The organism is Pseudomonas graminis (genome assembly GCF_013201545.1).
In the GTDB taxonomy this organism is placed as follows: domain Bacteria; phylum Pseudomonadota; class Gammaproteobacteria; order Pseudomonadales; family Pseudomonadaceae; genus Aquipseudomonas.
Genome location: NZ_CP053746.1, coordinates 3,484,251 through 3,500,711, shown reverse-complemented (window position 1 = coordinate 3,500,711; position 16,461 = coordinate 3,484,251). Strand labels below are relative to the sequence as shown.

Annotated in this window: 15 protein-coding genes; 3 read left to right on the top strand and 12 right to left on the bottom strand. The window is 62.2% G+C overall.

Going from position 1 to position 16,461, the window contains the following annotated elements; translation table 11 throughout:
• Nucleotides 1-200 precede the first annotated feature (200 nt).
• On the top strand, nucleotides 201-536 hold the full coding sequence (locus FX982_RS15585; RefSeq protein ID WP_172611529.1) for a hypothetical protein: 336 nt from the start codon (nucleotides 201-203) through the stop codon (nucleotides 534-536).
• A 79-nt stretch (nucleotides 537-615) separates the two neighbouring features.
• Here FX982_RS15585 and FX982_RS15580 read toward each other — a convergent pair whose 3' ends face one another.
• Nucleotides 616-957: a carboxymuconolactone decarboxylase family protein gene (locus tag FX982_RS15580; protein ID WP_122624893.1), complete on the bottom strand. Its 342-nt coding sequence runs from the start codon at nucleotides 955-957 to the stop codon at nucleotides 616-618.
• A 112-nt stretch (nucleotides 958-1,069) separates the two neighbouring features.
• On the opposite strand from FX982_RS15580, the gene FX982_RS15575 reads away from it, so the two are divergent.
• Entirely contained in the window at nucleotides 1,070-1,993 is a 924-nt protein-coding gene (locus tag FX982_RS15575) for an AraC family transcriptional regulator (protein WP_172611528.1), read from the top strand.
• A gap of 8 nt (nucleotides 1,994-2,001) precedes the next feature.
• On the opposite strand, the gene ligD is transcribed toward FX982_RS15575, so the two are convergent.
• Together ligD and FX982_RS15565 are read right to left on the bottom strand one after the other, a co-directional pair.
• Nucleotides 2,002-4,677, bottom strand: a complete 2,676-nt coding sequence (gene ligD / locus FX982_RS15570; RefSeq protein WP_172611527.1) for a DNA ligase D — start codon at nucleotides 4,675-4,677, stop codon at nucleotides 2,002-2,004.
• Between the two features lie 60 nt (nucleotides 4,678-4,737).
• Nucleotides 4,738-5,655, bottom strand: coding sequence for a Ku protein (locus FX982_RS15565; RefSeq protein ID WP_172611526.1), 918 nt, complete (start codon nucleotides 5,653-5,655; stop codon nucleotides 4,738-4,740).
• A gap of 279 nt (nucleotides 5,656-5,934) precedes the next feature.
• Here FX982_RS15565 and FX982_RS15560 point away from each other — a divergent pair, with 279 nt between their 5' ends.
• Nucleotides 5,935-7,119 carry an MFS transporter gene (locus FX982_RS15560; RefSeq protein WP_254074804.1) on the top strand — a complete coding sequence of 395 codons (1,185 nt, stop codon included), beginning with the start codon at nucleotides 5,935-5,937 and terminating at the stop codon, nucleotides 7,117-7,119.
• 101 nt (nucleotides 7,120-7,220) lie between these two features.
• Here the strand turns inward: FX982_RS15560 and FX982_RS15555 are convergent, their stop codons facing one another.
• Genes FX982_RS15555 through FX982_RS15515 form a run of 9 tightly spaced genes read right to left on the bottom strand, consistent with a single transcriptional unit; the run spans nucleotide 7,221 to nucleotide 16,450 of the window.
• Entirely contained in the window at nucleotides 7,221-7,391 is a 171-nt protein-coding gene (locus FX982_RS15555) for a hypothetical protein (protein WP_172611525.1), read from the bottom strand.
• Between the two features lie 33 nt (nucleotides 7,392-7,424).
• Entirely contained in the window at nucleotides 7,425-8,015 is a 591-nt protein-coding gene (locus FX982_RS15550) for an N-acetyltransferase (RefSeq protein WP_240356720.1), read from the bottom strand.
• Between the two features lie 25 nt (nucleotides 8,016-8,040).
• Nucleotides 8,041-10,794, bottom strand: coding sequence for a cystathionine beta-lyase (gene metC / locus FX982_RS15545; protein WP_172611524.1), 2,754 nt, complete (start codon nucleotides 10,792-10,794; stop codon nucleotides 8,041-8,043).
• A gap of 31 nt (nucleotides 10,795-10,825) precedes the next feature.
• Nucleotides 10,826-11,422, bottom strand: a complete 597-nt coding sequence (locus FX982_RS15540; protein ID WP_172611523.1) for a cysteine dioxygenase family protein — start codon at nucleotides 11,420-11,422, stop codon at nucleotides 10,826-10,828.
• Between the two features lie 39 nt (nucleotides 11,423-11,461).
• On the bottom strand, nucleotides 11,462-12,301 hold the full coding sequence (locus FX982_RS15535; RefSeq protein WP_172611522.1) for an amino acid ABC transporter ATP-binding protein: 840 nt from the start codon (nucleotides 12,299-12,301) through the stop codon (nucleotides 11,462-11,464).
• Entirely contained in the window at nucleotides 12,288-13,076 is a 789-nt protein-coding gene (locus tag FX982_RS15530) for an amino acid ABC transporter permease (RefSeq protein ID WP_172611521.1), read from the bottom strand. The genes FX982_RS15535 and FX982_RS15530 overlap by 14 nt, the downstream gene beginning before the upstream one ends.
• On the bottom strand, nucleotides 13,066-13,800 hold the full coding sequence (locus FX982_RS15525) for an amino acid ABC transporter permease (protein WP_172611520.1): 735 nt from the start codon (nucleotides 13,798-13,800) through the stop codon (nucleotides 13,066-13,068). The genes FX982_RS15530 and FX982_RS15525 overlap by 11 nt, the downstream gene beginning before the upstream one ends.
• Nucleotides 13,797-15,014, bottom strand: coding sequence for an aminotransferase class I/II-fold pyridoxal phosphate-dependent enzyme (locus FX982_RS15520; protein ID WP_172611519.1), 1,218 nt, complete (start codon nucleotides 15,012-15,014; stop codon nucleotides 13,797-13,799). The genes FX982_RS15525 and FX982_RS15520 overlap by 4 nt, the downstream gene beginning before the upstream one ends.
• Nucleotides 15,011-16,450, bottom strand: coding sequence for an FAD-binding oxidoreductase (locus FX982_RS15515; RefSeq protein ID WP_172611518.1), 1,440 nt, complete (start codon nucleotides 16,448-16,450; stop codon nucleotides 15,011-15,013). Before FX982_RS15515 ends, FX982_RS15520 begins: the two co-directional genes overlap by 4 nt.
• Between the last annotated feature and the right edge of the window lie 11 nt (nucleotides 16,451-16,461).

The window sequence follows — 16,461 nt, the reverse complement described above, 5'->3', positions numbered from 1 at the left end:
ACGAAGGAAGGGCCAAACCGAGAGCAGGCACTTTTGCTTACTTTTGGTGCTTTTCAAAAGTAAGTCGCCGAAGGCGAAACAGTCTGCCCCCAGGCAGACGCTCTTGATCTCGGCAAATACCGCGACCACCTGCGCAGATCGCGGGAACGCTGGGCAGCCCCATGCGTCACAACTCCATCTTGAACACTGGAGGACACCAAATGAAAACCGTCATTACCCTAAACGAACTCGCCAACGCCGACCTGCGCCCCTACACCGAAATCTGGCTGACCTCGCCGACCGCCGTTCGCGAACCCGGCCACACCGATGACGAACTGTGCCTGTGGCGCGCCAACCAAGTCTTCTCCCACGACATGCTCAGCGAAGGCACCCATGGTCAGAACGTCATGCCGGTCTGGCTGGTGGTTGACGACATCGACGACTCTGAGCAGGTGCTTGAAGTCGAAACACAAGTGCGTGAACGCCTGCTGACCGCAGGGCTTGAAGGGGAGTTCTACCCGGCGGAAGTGGGCGAGCGGACTGACGGGGTCAAGTGATCTAACCAAGTGCGGAAGCGACGCGTAAGACCGGCAGGCACCCTGCCAGCCTTTGCGTATCGCCGCGAGCTAACGCGATTTATGACTTCAACGCGTCATACGCTTCCAGCGCGTGCATCGAGTAGATGTACGCCGCGCCTGCGTTCAACGAGATCGCGGTGGCCAGGGCGGCGGCGACTTCTTCGCGGGTCGCGCCAGCGGCAATCGCGGCCTGGGCATGGGTGCCGAGACAGCCGTCGCAGCGAGTAGTGACGGCAACAGCGAGGGAAATCAACTCGCGGGTCTTGGCGTCGAGAACATTGTTCTCTGCGGCGGCTTCGCCAAGGGCCATGTAGGCCTTGACCATTTTAGGGTTGGATTTGGACAGCGCACCAAACGACTGCTTGATGGTGGAAACCAGATCGGGCCAATTGCTGAACATGATGGTATCTCCTGAGGGCGGCGACTAGACTGCGCCGGAACACCTTCAGTCTCCGCCAGTCACGGCGCGGCGACTTGCTCGTTTGGCTCATTCTTTTGTCCGAAAGTCGCCTATGAATGCCATTGATACGCTCATCGCCCTCGCTGACATCCGCGGCAGCCTCGACCTTCGCTGTCAGTTTCAGGGTGACTGGGCCCTCGACCATGCACAGGAACCCGCCGGCACGTCGCCCTACCACATTGTGCTGGCCGGGCACTGTCACGTTGAGATGGCCGATCGACAACGATTGACCCTGACGGCAGGGGACATTCTGGTTCTGCCGCGAGGCAGCCAGCACCTGTTGTTGAGCCCCGGCCAGCGCGTGACGCCTTCCCGGCCCCAGCGCCGGACTGACGCAGGCTTACTGCCGATGCAACGCTTCGGCGACGGGGTCGAGCTGGATTTACTGTGCGGCCGCTTCATCCATCAGCCCCACGCGATGCTGTTCTCGTCCCTCCCCGATCATATGAAGGTCTCGACCCAGGCGCTGGGCAGCAGCGATCCGGTGCCGGCGCTGGTCGCGCTGTTGCGCAGTGAAGCGGACGCCAACCTGGCGGGGGGCCAGTTCATGGTCAATGCATTGACCTCGGCGCTGTTCACCCTCGTCTTGCGCGAGCACCTTGGCCAGTTCCCGCAACACACCGGCAGCCTCGCGCTGCTGACAGACAAACGGCTGGGTCGGGCGTGGCAGGCAATGCTGGAAAATCCGTCCCATGACTGGAACGTCGACGCCTTGGCTGAACGAGCGAACATGTCCCGCGCGACCTTCATGCGCGCGTTCACGAAACTCAGCGGCAGCTCGCCGTGGACGTTGCTGACCCAGGTTCGCATGCAACGGGCCTATGGGTTATTAAGTGCGTCGAAAGAAGGCCTGAGCGACATCGCCGCCCAGGTCGGCTACCAATCCCAGGCGGCGTTCAGCAAAGTCTTCAAGGACACCTACGGGATAGCGCCCGGTCAGATGCGGCGCAGCCTGATCAGCGCTGTCGGCGGGTGACCCATGCTTCACGCCGGCGGTGTGGCGCCCAGGCGTTTCCACATCGGTTTGGTCAGCCGCTGGGTGTTCTTGTAACCGGCCCACGGGTCAGCCTTCAGCTTGCGCAACCGCTGCTGCAGATTGGCGATGTTCCACTGCGCCGAGGACTTCACCTCGGTCAGCTCGTCACGGCTGATCGGCACCGACACCGGCAACCCCGGCCGCGCCCTCGCCGAATAGGCCACCACGGTGCTGGCGCCCCGGCTGTTACGCAGGTAATCGATGAAAATCTTTCCGACGCGGTTCTTCGGCCCGGACGTCGCAGTGAATCGGTCCGGCAGCTCCCGCGACATGAATTGCGCCAGCGCCTTGGCGAAGGCTTTGACCGACTCCCAATCCGCCCGGCGCGCCAGCGGCACGACGATGTGCATGCCCTTGCCGCCGCTGGTCTTGACGTACGCATCCAGGCCCAGCTCGTCGAGGGTCGACAACGTCAGTTGCGTGGCTTCGATCATGCTGCGCCAGGGCAACTGGTCGTCCGGGTCGAGATCCAGGACGAAGTGGTCCGGCAGCTCGATCTGATCGTAGGTCGCGCCCCAGGTGTGCAGTTCGATGGTGCCCATCTGCGCCGCACCGACCAGTGCCTTGACGCTGTCGATCTCCATCAAACGCGCGTGGCCGGGGTCGAGCTTGGGGTCCAGCTGCTTGATGTTGGGGATCGCCATGCGCTCGGAATGTTTCTGGAAAAACTGCTCGCCCTCCACGCCTTCGGGGCAGCGCAACAGCGCCACGGGCCGATGGTCGAGGTGCGGCAAAATCCAGTCCGCCACCGATTCGTAATACTGCGCCAGCTCGATCTTGTGCAGACCGCTTTCGGCGTCGATCACCCGTTCGGGGTGGCTGACCATCACGCCGGCCACGTCGATGCGGTCCTTGCCTGCACGCTTGCTGGCCGGCTTTGGCTTCTCGGCTGAAGGATCGGCGCGGGTCGCGGATTTCTTGCTCGGCGCTTTGGCTTTGGCGGCGCTGGGTTTGAACGGTGCTTTGATGTCTCTCGGCGTCCTGGGGTATTCGTGGACCACTTCACTGGCCGGCTTATCGCTGCGCAACGAGACAAACGCCGAGTGACGAATGATGCCGTCACGGGTCCATTCGCCGAACTCGACCTCCGCCACCAAGGTCGGCTTTATCCAGTGCACACCCCGGGCCTGGGCGCTGGTCACTTTTTTCGCCAGCGGCGAGGCGTCCTGTTCCAGCGGTTTCATCTGCTCAAGCAAGTCGCCGAGCATCTGCTGATTGAACCCCGTGCCGACCCGACCGGCATACACCAGACCCGCGCCCTCCTCGTTCACCGCCAGCAACAGCGCGCCAAAACCATTGCGCGCGCCCTGAGGTTTGGTGAAGCCGACGACGACGAACTCCTGCCGCAGCTTGCACTTGAGCTTGATCCAGTCGGCATTGCGTTTCGACTGGTACACGCTGCCGGCCCGCTTGCCGATGACGCCTTCGAGGGACATCAGACTCGCGCTTTCGATGATGTCGCGATGGCCGGCGGAGAAGGCTTCGGAGAATCGCAGCAGACCCTTTTTCTGTCGCCCCAGCACTTTCTTCAGCGCGGCGCGGCGTTCTTCCACGGGCGTCTCGCGCAGGTCTTCGCCGTTCAGGAACGGCACGTCAAACAGGTAGTAGATGATGTCCATGCTGCGGTCGATGTCGAACGCATTCTGCAGCGCTTGAAAGTCCGGCAACCCGGCGTCGTTGAGCACCACGACTTCGCCGTCCAGCCAGCTGTTGTCCAGTTTCAACTCACCGACGGCCTTGGCCTGCAACGGCAGTCGCTCGGTCCAGTCATTGCCGTTACGGGTGAAAAACTTCACCTCGCCATCAATGATGCGAGTCAGAATCCGGTAGCCGTCGTACTTGATTTCGTAGAACCACTTGCCCTCGGGCGGGGTGTCCATGAGCGTCGCCAACTGAGGCGAGAGCTTGGCCGGCACGACACTTTTCTTTGCGCCAGGCGTCTTCGCTTTTTTCGCCGAAGGCTTTTTTGCAGGCTTATTCCCGGTCGACGTTTCAGTGGCGGGCTCAAACGCTGCCGATCGACGTTTGGCGGTCTTGGCCGGCGCGCGCCCCTCGCCCACCGTCGCGCCACTGACCACGCTTGCCGGCTTGTCAGCCACGATGTCGTATTCCTCGCCCGAGCGCACAGCGTCGTCCTTTTCCTTGATCAACAGCCACTGCTCCTTGCCGCTGTTGCCCGGCAAGCGGGTCCGCACCAGCGCCCAGTCGCCGGTGAGTTTTTCGCCGATCAGGGTGAATTTGAGCTTGCCGGCCTTGTAGGTTTCCTGAGGATCGCCGTGGGGCTGCCAGATGCCGCGGTCCCAGACGATCACATCGCCTGCGCCGTATTCGCCCTCGGGAATGCTGCCCTCAAACGTGCCGTAGCCCAGCGGGTGGTCTTCGACGTGCACCGCCAGGCGCTTATTCTTCGGGTCCAGGCTCGGTCCTTTCGGCACTGCCCAGCTTTTCAGCGTGCCATCCAGCTCAAGGCGAAAGTCGTAATGCAGATTGCGCGCGTCGTGCTTGTGAATGACGAAACTCAGCGCCTTGCCTTTCTTGCTTCGCGTCTTGCCCTCGCTCTCGGCCGGCTCGGATGTGACATCGAAGTTGCGCTTGCGGGTGTATTCACTCACAGGTTTTGTCATGACGATGAACCTCTGCGCATTGGAACGGTGCATCTTTTAACGCTACAACAGGACACGCGTTCAAGAGGCCTTGGTGGTCTTCTTCCGGGGCGGCGCACGGCGTTTCGCTGGCGCATCGTCCTTGGACTCGGCTTTGCTCTTGCTGGCCGGTTTGGCTTTTGCAGGCGCCTTGGCCGCACCACTGCGCCCGCCCAGGCTGCGCTTGAGCAGCTCGGTCAGGTCGATGACGTCCGCCGACTTACGCTCGGTGTCGCCGGCGTCTGTCTCCACATTCTCGATCTTGCCTTCGCGGGCCTTGGTTTCCACCAGCGACATGATCTGGTCCTGGAAGGTGTCGCGGTACTCTTCGGCGTCCGGCGTCCACTCGGTGCTCATGTCCTTGATCAGCCGCTTGGCCATGTCCAGCTCACTTTTGCTGAGCTTGACGTCAGTGGCCTCCTTGGGCAGCTCGAGGCTGTCGAGCCCGCGCACTTCCGAGGGCCAGCGCAACAGTACGAGTACGATCGCAGAGTCGAGCGGCATCACCGCCGCCAGGTGCTGACTGGTGCGAATCACCACATGGGCCAGCGCCACCTTGCCGGTGTCGACCAGCGCTTGCCGCAACAGGGCATACACCTTCTCGCCGCGCTTGTCGGGGGCAAGGAAGTACGGCGTGTCGATGTGCTGGAGCGGAATCTGGTCGCTGTCGACGAAACCGAAAATGTCGATGGTCTGGGTCGATTTCGGGTGCGCCGAGCGAATCTCGTCCTCGCTGATAACGACGTAGCGCCCCTTCTCGTACTGCACGCCTTTGACGATGTTTTCTTTATTGATCTCCTTGCCGGAGACCTTGTTGATGCGCTTGTAACCGACCGGGTCCATGCTGCGTTTGTCCAGCCAGTCGAAGTCGACACCTTGCCGCGACGTCGCCGACACCAGCGCCACAGGAATATGCACCAGCCCAAAACTGATCGCGCCTTTCCAGATTGCCCGAGGCATAGTTTTTATTTCCGATGGGTGTGAGAAGGGGTATGTGTAAGCAGTGACCGAAGCGCAGGCGGAAAAGTTTCGGCCGAGCGACCGGAACGTCGCTATTGTCGTGGGCTGCACGGCGTTGGTGCGGGTAAGGCGTCCGGCCATATTCGCGCTGACCAACGCTGCGCCATTCCCCTACCCCTCTTCTTAACGCAACGAAAAAGCGTTAACCTCGCGCCACTCTTTTCTGCGCGCCGTAACAGAATCGTTTCTGCCAGGCCTGCAACCTCTCCGGGTATTCCCATGACGTCCATTTCTCCCGCAACCCACGCCGCCACCATGACCAAGGGCCTGGCGATGCTGTTCGCGTTCTGCTGCGGCGCAATCGTTGCCAACCTGTATTACGCGCAACCCATCATTGGCTTGATTGCGCCGGACATCGGCCTGTCCGGCACACTCGCCAGCTTCATCGTGTCACTGACCCAGATCGGATACGCGCTGGGCCTTTTCTTCCTCGTGCCACTGGGCGACTTGCTGGAAAATCGTCGCCTGATGATCGTGACCACCGGCGTCGCCATTCTCAGCCTGCTCAGCGCCGCATTCGCGCAAACGCCCAATCTGTTCCTGGTCGCCTCGCTGCTGGTGGGTTTCAGCTCGGTGGCGGTACAGATTCTGATACCGCTGGCCGCCAACCTCGCGCCGGAAGCAACACGCGGGCGCGTGGTCGGCAGCATCATGGGCGGCCTGCTGCTGGGCATCCTGCTGGCGAGACCCGCCGCCAGTCTGATCGCTGACCACTTTGGCTGGCGCGCGGTGTTCGGCACCGCCGCCGTGATGATGCTGCTGATCAGCGTGGTACTGGCGACCACCATTCCGAAACATCAGCCGGCCCACACCGCAACCTATGGTCAGTTGCTCAAATCGTTGTGGACCCTGCTGCGCAAACAGCCAGTCCTACGCCAGCGCGCGTTTTATCAGGCCTGCATGTTCGCCACCTTCAGCCTGTTCTGGACCGCCGTCCCGCTGGAACTGGCGCGCAACCACGGCTTGTCGCAAAGCCAGATCGCCCTGTTCGCCCTGGTGGGGGCCATCGGTGCCATCGCCGCGCCCATTGCCGGACGCCTGGCTGACGCCGGCCACACCCGCGTCGCCAGCCTGTGCGCCATGCTGTTCGCCGCGCTGAGCTTTCTGCCCAGCCTGATTGACCCTGCCTACGCCGTGATCGGCATGGCAGTCACCGGCGTCATCCTCGATTTCTGCGTGCAGATGAACATGGTCCTCGGCCAGCGCGCGGTCTACGCTTTGGACGCCAAAAGCCGCAGCCGGCTTAACGCTCTGTACATGACCAGCATCTTTATCGGCGGCGCGATCGGTTCGGTGGTGGCCAGCGCGCTGTATGACCATGGTGGCTGGGTGTGGGTTGTCATTGTCGGGAGCGCTTTTCCGGTGCTGGCGTTGGTGGGTTTTTTGAAGAACTCACGGCCATGAAGAACGGAGCGCGGCACTCAACGGATGCTCAGGCCATTAACGTGAGACGCTGATCGCCGCCCAAGAAAAAACCGCCGATATCGGCGGTTTTCTTTGAAGGTTCAGCCCCTGAACCCAGCCATTGGACCGGCTGGTTCAAGGTCTCTTCCAATTTCGATCGCTACGCGCAGAAAGTGCAGCTGAGCTTGGGCATACTCCGCAGCACGCTTGTGCGCTTCGGCACTGAATTCCGTCATTTCCCGAATCTTGGCCTTGCGTTTTTTGATATTCATGAGCACCTCCCTGCTGTGGTCTTGGGGGACATCCTAGAAACGATCGGCTGAAATAACAAGGCATCCAGCCGTGTCGAACTCGAACCCCAGTGCCTGATAGTAGTTCACCACGCCTGGCTCGGGGCGTTCGATCTGGATGACTTTGCATCTCAGCAACTGCGCGTAAACCCTTACCGCCATCAACATCAATGGGGCAACCGACCCTTTCAGGGGATGACTCTCGGTCGGTTGACCTTCCAGCAAGATAATCTTGATCCGCAAACGGCTTCGACGAGGTGTTGCGTAACATAAACCGCAAAGCTCCTGAGCATGCCACAGGGCGAGGTCAAGACCTTTCGGATCTTTTAGCTTCCACTCAGGCACCGCTCGCCAAGGATAATGGCAGCGCTCCCAGCCATCGCTGATTGCGAGCGCCGCGGGATCAATAGGTAAGAATTTCACTGCCTCGCCGTTGATACCGAGTGATCGTACTCCAGCGGACTTCTCGACGGTTTGATTAACCAATTCGCGCGCTTTCGACTTGAGGACCTGATTGCGCAGGTCAGTCCCCTTTCCCTGTCTCCTCATTGCCAAATTCACCGCATACCAAAGCAGCGAATGATGACGGAGGTATCCGCGCCACATGCGTTACATATTTATAGCTACCAATTTAATGTCGCCTATCAACCATCGCCGCAAACCCCCTCCGCAAATCCTCAATCAACGCCTCCACATCTTCCAGACCAATGTGCAGCCTCAGCAACGGGTTCAAGGATTTATCCGACGCGTTGTCACGATCACCCACGTTCGCGACGATGATCAGGCTTTCGAACCCGCCCCATGACGCACCCAGGCCGAACAGTCGCAGCGCGTCGATGAAGCGTTCCAGATGGCGGGGGTCGGTGTCCGCGAGTTCGAAGGTGAGCAAGCCGTTGCTGCCGTTGAAGTCGCGCTTCCAGAGAGCGTGGCCCGGATGGTGGGGCAGCGCTGGATGGAACACGTTTTTGACCTGCGGCTGTTGCTGGAGCCAGTGCGCGACCTGCAAGGCCTGACGCTCATGGACGTCCAGCCGCGCGGCCAGGGTACGGGCACCGCGCAGCACCAGATATGCATCGTCCGGACTGACGGTATTGCCGAAGGTGTCGGTCATGACGGCCAGACGCTGCCAGACGGCTTGGGTGGTACAGACGCTGCCCATGACCACATCGCTGTGACCGCACAGGTATTTGGTCAGGGCCATGATGGAAATGTCGGCGCCCAAGGTCAGCGGCCGGTACTGATACCCGGAGCCATAAGTGTTGTCGACCGCCAGCAGAATCCCCTTCGATCTGCACAACGCGGCAATCGCCGGAAGGTCGCACAGTTCATACAACAGCGAGCCGGGAACCTCGGTGTAGACCATTCGGGTGTTGGCTTGCAGCTGTAGTTCCAGGCCGCTGCCGTCGGCAGAAAAGTAGCTGTACTGAATACCGAACGGCGCAAGGAATGCTTCGGCGATTTGCCGCACCGGTGAATACACCGCGTCGGTGATCAACACATGATCGCCCGGTCGCAGGTAAGCCAGGAATGTCTGCGCCACCGCCGCAAGGCCAGTGCCGAACAGGCGTGTGCGGTAGCCGCCTTCAAGCTCGGTGATCAGGTCTTCCAGTTCGAACGCGGTCGGGTTCCCTCGCGCGCCGTAGCTCAACACGCGCTCGGTGTCGCGACGCTTTCGTGCGTCGCGCATGTCGCCAAGGCTATCGAATAACACGGTGCTCATTCGCGTGACCGGCGGGTTCACGCCGCGCGGCCCGTCGCCCTTTGCGCCTCGGGCGGCATGCACCAACCGGGTACGAACGCGATCTTCCTCCGCAACGGCCAACAAGGGCTTGATACTGGCGATCTCCTGCTCGGTCATTTGCCCCAGCAGGCCGATCTCCCACGCCAGGTACTGCCGAGCCGCCGCTTTGTTGCCCGAATGACGGTCATGGGTGAAGAACAGAAAATCAATGCAGTCCTCGTCAGGCGGATCACCGGCGCTTTCGCTGAGGTTGAAACCTGCCGTCTGCCATGCATTGAGATCCAGCCAGCGCACCGAGCCGCGCAACTCCTCCGGCAACTCCAGTGCAGCCAGCGCCGCCACGGCAGATTGCTCCGCCACCAGCACGACAGGTTTCCCCTCCGAGAGCACGTCCGCAGCCAGCCGAGGGCGAATCGACCAGCGCGCCCCCTCGATGTGGCCTTTACGAAACGCCATGCTACCGCGCAGATCGATCAGCGTGACCGCGTTGTCTCTGAGCGCCTCCGCCAGTTCGGCGGCTTCTATTCCAGCCAGGGCCGGGACAGCCCCTGAATTGTCGATCGGCAGGTGCAAGCCGCTACTCAACCCGCCTTCAAGTACATAAGCGTCGTGGCCCAGTTGACGCAGCCAGGCGGCGACGATGGGTGCGCGCACGCCGTCATTGTCCACCAGCACCAGCCGCGCCTGACGCACGCCGATATACAGGTCGGTGCTCTGGATCAACTGCCCACCCGGCGTGTGTTGCGCGCCAGGCAAACTGCCGAGCGCAAATTCTTCAGGGGTACGCACGTCGCACAGGAACAGGCTGCGGGACTCTTCGGCAAACCATGCAAGAACCTGCGCCGCGTCCACCGCCTGCACCCCGGCGCGCCGGGCGAACTGTTGAGCTGCCTGACGCTGGCTATCCAGCGACGCGCCGACCGGGACATTCGGGTATCGGCGATCACTGCCGTGCTCCAGCGGCAAGTCGGCGAGATACCAGCCTTGGGTGCCGTTTTCGAGGGCGTAGACCGGATTTTTCACCCCCAGGTCGATCAGCGTCTGCGCGCCGATGATGCTGCGCGTGCGGCCGGCGCAGTTGACCACGATAGGCGTGGTGTCATCCGGCACCAGCTCGGTCAGCCGATAGCCCAGCTCACCATTAGGGCAGCAGATGGAACCGGGAATGGTCATCTTGCGGTATTCATCGAACGGCCGGCCGTCCAGCAACACCAGCGGCGTGCCACTGGCTTGCATCGCCGCCAGCTCGGAGGCGCTGATATGCGGCGTATGGCGGGCCTCTTCGACCAACTCGCCAAAGGCCTTCGACGGCACATGTACCCCGGCAAACAGCTCCCGCCCCGCGGCGCGCCAGCCATCGGTGCCGCCCTCGAGAATGTGCACACCGCTGTAGCCCAGCGCTTCAAGACGCTGCGCGGCACGTAAGGCGAGGTCGCCATCATCGCGGTCGTAAATCACCAGACGGACCCGAGGGTTGGGGGCCAGGCGATGCACGTCCAGCTCGAGGCGGCTGTACGGCAGATTCACCCCGTGAAACAGGTGCGCTTCACCGTACTGGCCATGTTCGCGGACGTCGAAGACGGCGATTTCCTGCCCGTCGAACAGCCAGGCGTGTAATTGGTGCGGGGTAACTTTCTGGCTCATGACGTTCTCGTGATCCTTTTGTAGAGCGCCATCAGGCATAGGCCTTGATCGACGGGGCCATTTGCGAAGCGTTGTAATTCAGCACCTTGCCTTCCTGGTTCACGCCATAGCGCCCGTTCAAGGATTCCAGCGGGCGCCCGTACAAGTGGAAATGCAGGGTCGGCTTGTCGCCCTCGACCTTGATGCCGTGCAGGTCTTCACCGAGGAAGCTGATGGGCGTTCCGGGTTGCACCACCACTTCCTTTTCCAGCGCCAGCCGGGCGAAGGCCGGATCGCTGCCGTCGTCCGTGCGCGCCCACACGTAATTGATCTCCTGCCCCTCGACCGCAACGATCACCGCCCAGGTTTCATGGTTGTGGGGCAGCGTACTTTTGCCCGGCAGCAGTGAGTTCATGTACAGCGTCGGGGTCTCGCCGTCGTCGTTCAGACGGTACCGGAACGCGGTGTCGCCCTCCCCCGGTACGGGTGCAGGAAAGGTGTCGAAGTTGAACAGATCACGACGCTCCGCCAGTCCCTCGAGTAGCGTGACGATGCTTTTCAATGCCTCGCGATCGACGCCGCGCTGGTGAATCGCGCGTATCTGTTGCAGAAAGGCTTCGACGACTTGGCTGCGGTTCTCGATGCTCATCAGGTGCTCCTTATGTGGGTTCAGGCCAACAGGTCCGGCTCAGACCGACAGGCTGTAACGGCTGATATTGCTCAACAGAAGCGGATCGCCACTGGCGACCGGACGGCGTCCGGCGTCGCCCAGGGCATGGCGCAAAAACGTCTGGGTCCGCTCATGGGTCGGGCGCTGGAAGATGTGTTCGGGGCTGCCGTGCTCGACGATCAGGCCGTTTTCGGTGAAATACACGACATCGCTGATGTCCTCCGCGAAACGCATTTCGTGGGTGACCAGCACGCAGGTCATGCCCTCTTCGGTCAGCTCGCGAATCACCGTCAGCACTTCACCGACGGTCTCCGGGTCGAGGGCCGACGTCACTTCATCGAACAGGATCAGTTCCGGCCTCATCGCCAATGCCCGCGCAATGGCAACGCGTTGCTGCTGACCGCCGGACAGCTGACCCGGATAGGCATCGGCCTTGTGTTCCATGCGCACTTTGGCGAGCAGTTCGTGCGCGTGCTTTTCAGCGTTGGCCGCTGATTCGCCCAGCACTTTGCGCGGCGCGATCACCAGATTTTCCAGCACCGACAAATGCGGGAACAGGTTGTACTGCTGGAACACGAAGCCCACGCGCTTGCGCAGTTCGATGCGCTGCGCCTCGGTCTTGAGCGTGTGCACATCGGTGTCGCCCACGCGGATGCTGCCGCGCTCGGTCTGCAGCAAGCCGGTGATGCAGCGCAGGATGGTCGACTTCCCGGAACCCGAAGGGCCGATGATCGACACCGCCTGGCCGCGCTGCACGTCCAGGTCGATGCCCTTGAGCACCCGATTGCTGCCAAACGACAGGTGAATGTCGCGCAGACTGACCAGCGGTTGCTCGGCGCGCGTGTCAGGAGAAGGCATAACGTCGCTCCAGGAATTGAGTGAATCGGGAAATCGGATAGCAGTAGGCGAAAAACAGGGCCAGCACGCTGAAGTAGATCAGCACCGTGAAGCCGGTCCGGTTGACCGTATTGCTGGCAATCTGCGCGGTGTCGATCAGGTCATGCACACCCACCAGCGAGGCCAGCGCGGTGCCCATGGTGATCACCGCGTAGAGGTTCATCCACGGCGGCAACATGCGCTTGAAGCACTGCGGCAGGATGATCGAACGGAAGATCTGCCCGCGTGTGAAGGCCAGCGAGCGGGAGGCTTCCCACTGCGTACCGGGTATCGAACCGATGGCGCCGCGAAAGATTTCCGCGACGTTGGCGCTGGCGGGCAACGCCAGGCCGAGGGTGACTTTCACCCAGTCCGGAAACGAGATCCAGGACGTACCGATGTGCAGCTCGAACGGAAACACGTAAGTGGTGAAATAGATCAGCACCAGCCACGGCGCGTTACGAAATACCTGCACCCAGATCTTCGCGGGCAGCCGGGTGATCCACAGCGGCGACACCGCCAGCGCGCCCACCAGCAGGCCGAGCACGGAGCCGATGGCAATCGCCAGCAGGCTGATCAGAATGTTCTGGGCAAAGCCCGTCGCCAGCGCTGGCGACCACTCCCGGAGCGCCGCAAACACCGGGCTTTTCGGGGCGCCGAAGACCAGCCAGAGCAGCACCGCGGCCAGCAGCGCCAGCGTGCCCGGATGCCGACGCGGCCACCCGGCCAGCACGCGCACAGACGAATCAATGGCCATAACCGGGCATCCTCAATTTGGCTTCGAGGGCACGGCCCACGCAATTGACGACGAAGCTGAGCAGGCCGAAAAACGCCAGCAGCAGAATCATCAGTTCCAGCACGTTGTCGCTCTGGGTCCAGATCATGATCGAGGCGTAGGTGATGTCGCCTACGGCAATGGCCGACGCCACCGCCGTCATTTTCACCAGATCGATCAGGTTGTTGATCAGCGACGGGAGCGCGAAACGCATCGCCAGCGGCAGTTGCACGTTCCATAGCAACTGGCGGCTGCTGAAGGCCAGGGAGCTCGCCGCTTCCAGCGTCACGCTCGGCACCGCTTCAATGCCGGCGCGCAAGGCTTCGGCGTGGAACGCGCCCTTGTGCAGGGAGATCACGATGACCACCCAGGCGAACGGCGTCAGCGGGTTCGCAGCGCCAATGGCCTGAGTCAGCAGCATGTTCAGCACCAGGAACGCGCAGTAGAGCTGCACCAGCGTCGGCGTGTTGCGGGTCACTTCGATGAACGCCCGCGCAGGTCTGGCCAGATAGGGCTTGCCGCTGGTCAGCATCGCGGCAAGCGCAAGACCTGCCAACAGGCTGCCCACGATCGTGAATGCGCACAGCAAGACGGTGGTCAGCGCGCCATTGACCATCGAACCGCGCTGATAGGCGTCCAGCAAAAAGCTGTAGTTCAGGCCGAACGCGGCCGTCCAGTGCACGAACCCTTCAAGCCAATGACTCATGCCAGCGCCTCGACCCGCAACCGGGCGCAGGCGTTGGCGATGCGCCGTCCAGCCTCGATGACGCTGCTGGTGGCCGTTGCGATGGACAAACGGAACCACGGAGACAGACCGTAAGCACTGCCGGCCACCCCGGCCACGCCCTGCTCCAGCAGGTAATCCACCACGTCGTTGTCGTTAGTCAGGCGCTGGCCATCGGGACGAACGCGTCCCAATAATCCGGCACAGCGGACAAAGACAAAAAATCCACCTTCGGGTATGAGCACATCAAGGCCGTCTACGTCGGTCAACGCGGCCACCAACAGATCGCGGCGTTGCCGGTAAGCCTGGATCTGGTCCGGCAAGAAAGCCAGGCCGCCTTCGAACGCTGCCAATGCCGCCGCCTGCCCCACCGACGAAGCGCCGGACGTGGATTGCGACTGCATGACCGTCATCGCGCCGGTCAGGGCTTGAGGGCCGGCGCCGAAGCCGATGCGCCAGCCGGTCATGGCATAGGTCTTGGAAACCCCGCCGATCAACAGGGCACGGGATTGCAGGTCCGGCGCGACGTTGAGCAGGCTCAGCGCAGATTGACCGTCGAAACGAATGTGCTCGTACAGCTCGTCCAGCAGCACCAGCACGGGGGGATGACGACGTAAAACGTCGGCCAGCGCCAGCAGCTCCGCTTCGCTGTACACCGCGCCGCTCGGGTTGCCGGGGCCGTTGATGATCAGCCAGCGGGTGCGCTCGTTGATGTGTTGTTCCAGTTGCGCGGGGGTCAGTTTGCAGCCCTGTTCCAGGCCGCATTCGATGAACACCGGCTCGCCGCCGTTGACCCGCACGATGTCCGGAAACGACGGCCAGTAAGGCACCGGCACCAGCACTTCATCGCCTTCGTCCAGAGTCGCGGCGAAGGCGTTGAAAATGACCTGCTTGGCGCCGTTGCCGATGACAATCGACGGCAGCGCATAGTCCAGACGGTTCTCACGCTGCAACTTGCGCTGCACGGCTTCACGCAGCTTCTTAACCCCCGGCGTCGGCGTGTACTTGGTCGCACCGGCGTCGATGGCTGTGTACGCCGCCTGCTTAATGTGCTCGGGCGTGTCGAAATCCGGCTCGCCGGTGGTCAGGTCAAGGATGTCGTGACCGGCCTCACGCAAGGCGTTGGCCCGGGATTTGGCCGCCGCGTTGGCGGACAGCGAAACGCGCTGGATACGCTTGGACAAACGAACACTCATGGGGCGGTGCTCCGGCTTTCGACGCTCGCCAGGACCTTGCCTGGATTGAGCAGATTGAGAGGGTCCAGCGCCTGTTTAACGCGGCTCATCAGGTCCAGTTCGACGGCGCTTTTGTAGCGCGGCAGCATGCTCAGTTTGCGTTGGCCGATGCCATGCTCGGCGCTGATCGAGCCGCCATGGGCATGGGCGCTGTCGTGCACCCGCTGGCTGAGTTCGGAGTAGCGGGTCATGTGTGCCTCGACGGTGGAGTCGAGTGGGTGGGCGACGTTGTAATGCAGGTTGCCGTCGCCCAGATGACCGAAGGTGAAATTGCGCACACCGGGAAAGTGCTGTTGCAGCATGGCGTCGGTGTGTTCGACGAATTCGACGATGCGCGAAATCGGGATCGAGATGTCGTGCTTCATGTTGCGTCCGGCCCGCTTCTGCGCGTCGCTCATGTTCTCGCGCAGCAGCCACAGCGCCTCGCTCTGGGCCAGACTTTCGGCAATCAGCGCATCAGCCAGCAGGCCCTCTTCGAAGGCGCTGCCCAACACGTCCTCGAACGCCTGACGGGCATGGGCTTCGCTGTGGTTATCGGACAGTTCCAGCAAAGCGAACCAAGGTTGAGCGGCATTCGAAAACGGCTGCGGACCTTCGGGAAACTGCTCGCGCAGCAGCGCCAGGCAATCGGCGGTGAGCAGTTCGAATGCGGTCAGGCTGGCACCGAAACCGGCGCGGGCATGGGACAGGAAACTCACCGCCTGGGTCAGCGAATCGAACGCCAGAAACGCGGTACTTTGCGCTTTGGGCAGCGGAAACAGTTTAAGCGTCGCCGCCGTAATGATGCCTAAGGTGCCTTCGCTGCCGATGTACAGGTCACGCAGGTCGTAACCGGTGTTGTCCTTGCGCAGACCCCGCAGCCCATGCCAGATCTCGCCTTCGGCGGTGACCACTTCCAGGCCCAGGGTCAGCTCGCGGGTGTTGCCGTAACGCAGCACCGCGGTGCCGCCCGCATTGGTACCGAGGTTGCCGCCGATGGTACAACTGCCCTCCGCGCCCAGGCTCAGGGGGAACAGACGCCCCGCTTCCCGGGCCACCTCCTGAATGTTCTGCAGGATGCAGCCGGCCTCGACCGTGAGGGTGTCGTTGTCGGTATCGATCTGGCGCACGCGATTCAAGCGGTCGAGCAGCAACAACACCGAACGCCCGCTGGCATCCGGGGTTGCCGCGCCCATCAACCCGGTGTTGCCGCCCTGCACCACAATCGGTGCCCTGTGGGCGACACAGGCGCGGACCACCGCCGCGACCTCGTCGGTGTCGGCCGGACGCACCACAGCGAGTGCCTGGCCGACGTAACTGCCCTGCTTGTCGGTCAGTTGCGCCGCAGATTCGGCGCCCGGCCGCACATGGCTGGCGCCGATCAGTTGCTGCAACGTCTGGAACAGATCGCTGTTCATCGCTGGCCTCC

Bases quoted from the DNA above. Each gene is read 5' to 3' on its own strand.
- FX982_RS15515 (WP_172611518.1), bottom strand. From the start codon at position 16,450: ATGAACAGCGATCTGTTCCAGACGTTGCAGCAACTGATCGGCGCCAGC.
- metC (WP_172611524.1), bottom strand. From the start codon at position 10,794: ATGAGCCAGAAAGTTACCCCGCACCAATTACACGCCTGGCTGTTCGAC.
- FX982_RS15550 (WP_240356720.1), bottom strand. From the start codon at position 8,015: ATGTGGCGCGGATACCTCCGTCATCATTCGCTGCTTTGGTATGCGGTG.
- FX982_RS15585 (WP_172611529.1), top strand. From the start codon at position 201: ATGAAAACCGTCATTACCCTAAACGAACTCGCCAACGCCGACCTGCGC.
- FX982_RS15530 (WP_172611521.1), bottom strand. From the start codon at position 13,076: ATGGCCATTGATTCGTCTGTGCGCGTGCTGGCCGGGTGGCCGCGTCGG.
- ligD (WP_172611527.1), bottom strand. From the start codon at position 4,677: ATGACAAAACCTGTGAGTGAATACACCCGCAAGCGCAACTTCGATGTC.
- FX982_RS15540 (WP_172611523.1), bottom strand. From the start codon at position 11,422: ATGAGCATCGAGAACCGCAGCCAAGTCGTCGAAGCCTTTCTGCAACAG.
- FX982_RS15525 (WP_172611520.1), bottom strand. From the start codon at position 13,800: ATGAGTCATTGGCTTGAAGGGTTCGTGCACTGGACGGCCGCGTTCGGC.
- FX982_RS15555 (WP_172611525.1), bottom strand. From the start codon at position 7,391: ATGAATATCAAAAAACGCAAGGCCAAGATTCGGGAAATGACGGAATTC.
- FX982_RS15535 (WP_172611522.1), bottom strand. From the start codon at position 12,301: ATGCCTTCTCCTGACACGCGCGCCGAGCAACCGCTGGTCAGTCTGCGC.
- FX982_RS15580 (WP_122624893.1), bottom strand. From the start codon at position 957: ATGTTCAGCAATTGGCCCGATCTGGTTTCCACCATCAAGCAGTCGTTT.
- FX982_RS15520 (WP_172611519.1), bottom strand. From the start codon at position 15,014: ATGAGTGTTCGTTTGTCCAAGCGTATCCAGCGCGTTTCGCTGTCCGCC.
- FX982_RS15575 (WP_172611528.1), top strand. From the start codon at position 1,070: ATGAATGCCATTGATACGCTCATCGCCCTCGCTGACATCCGCGGCAGC.
- FX982_RS15565 (WP_172611526.1), bottom strand. From the start codon at position 5,655: ATGCCTCGGGCAATCTGGAAAGGCGCGATCAGTTTTGGGCTGGTGCAT.
- FX982_RS15560 (WP_254074804.1), top strand. From the start codon at position 5,935: ATGACGTCCATTTCTCCCGCAACCCACGCCGCCACCATGACCAAGGGC.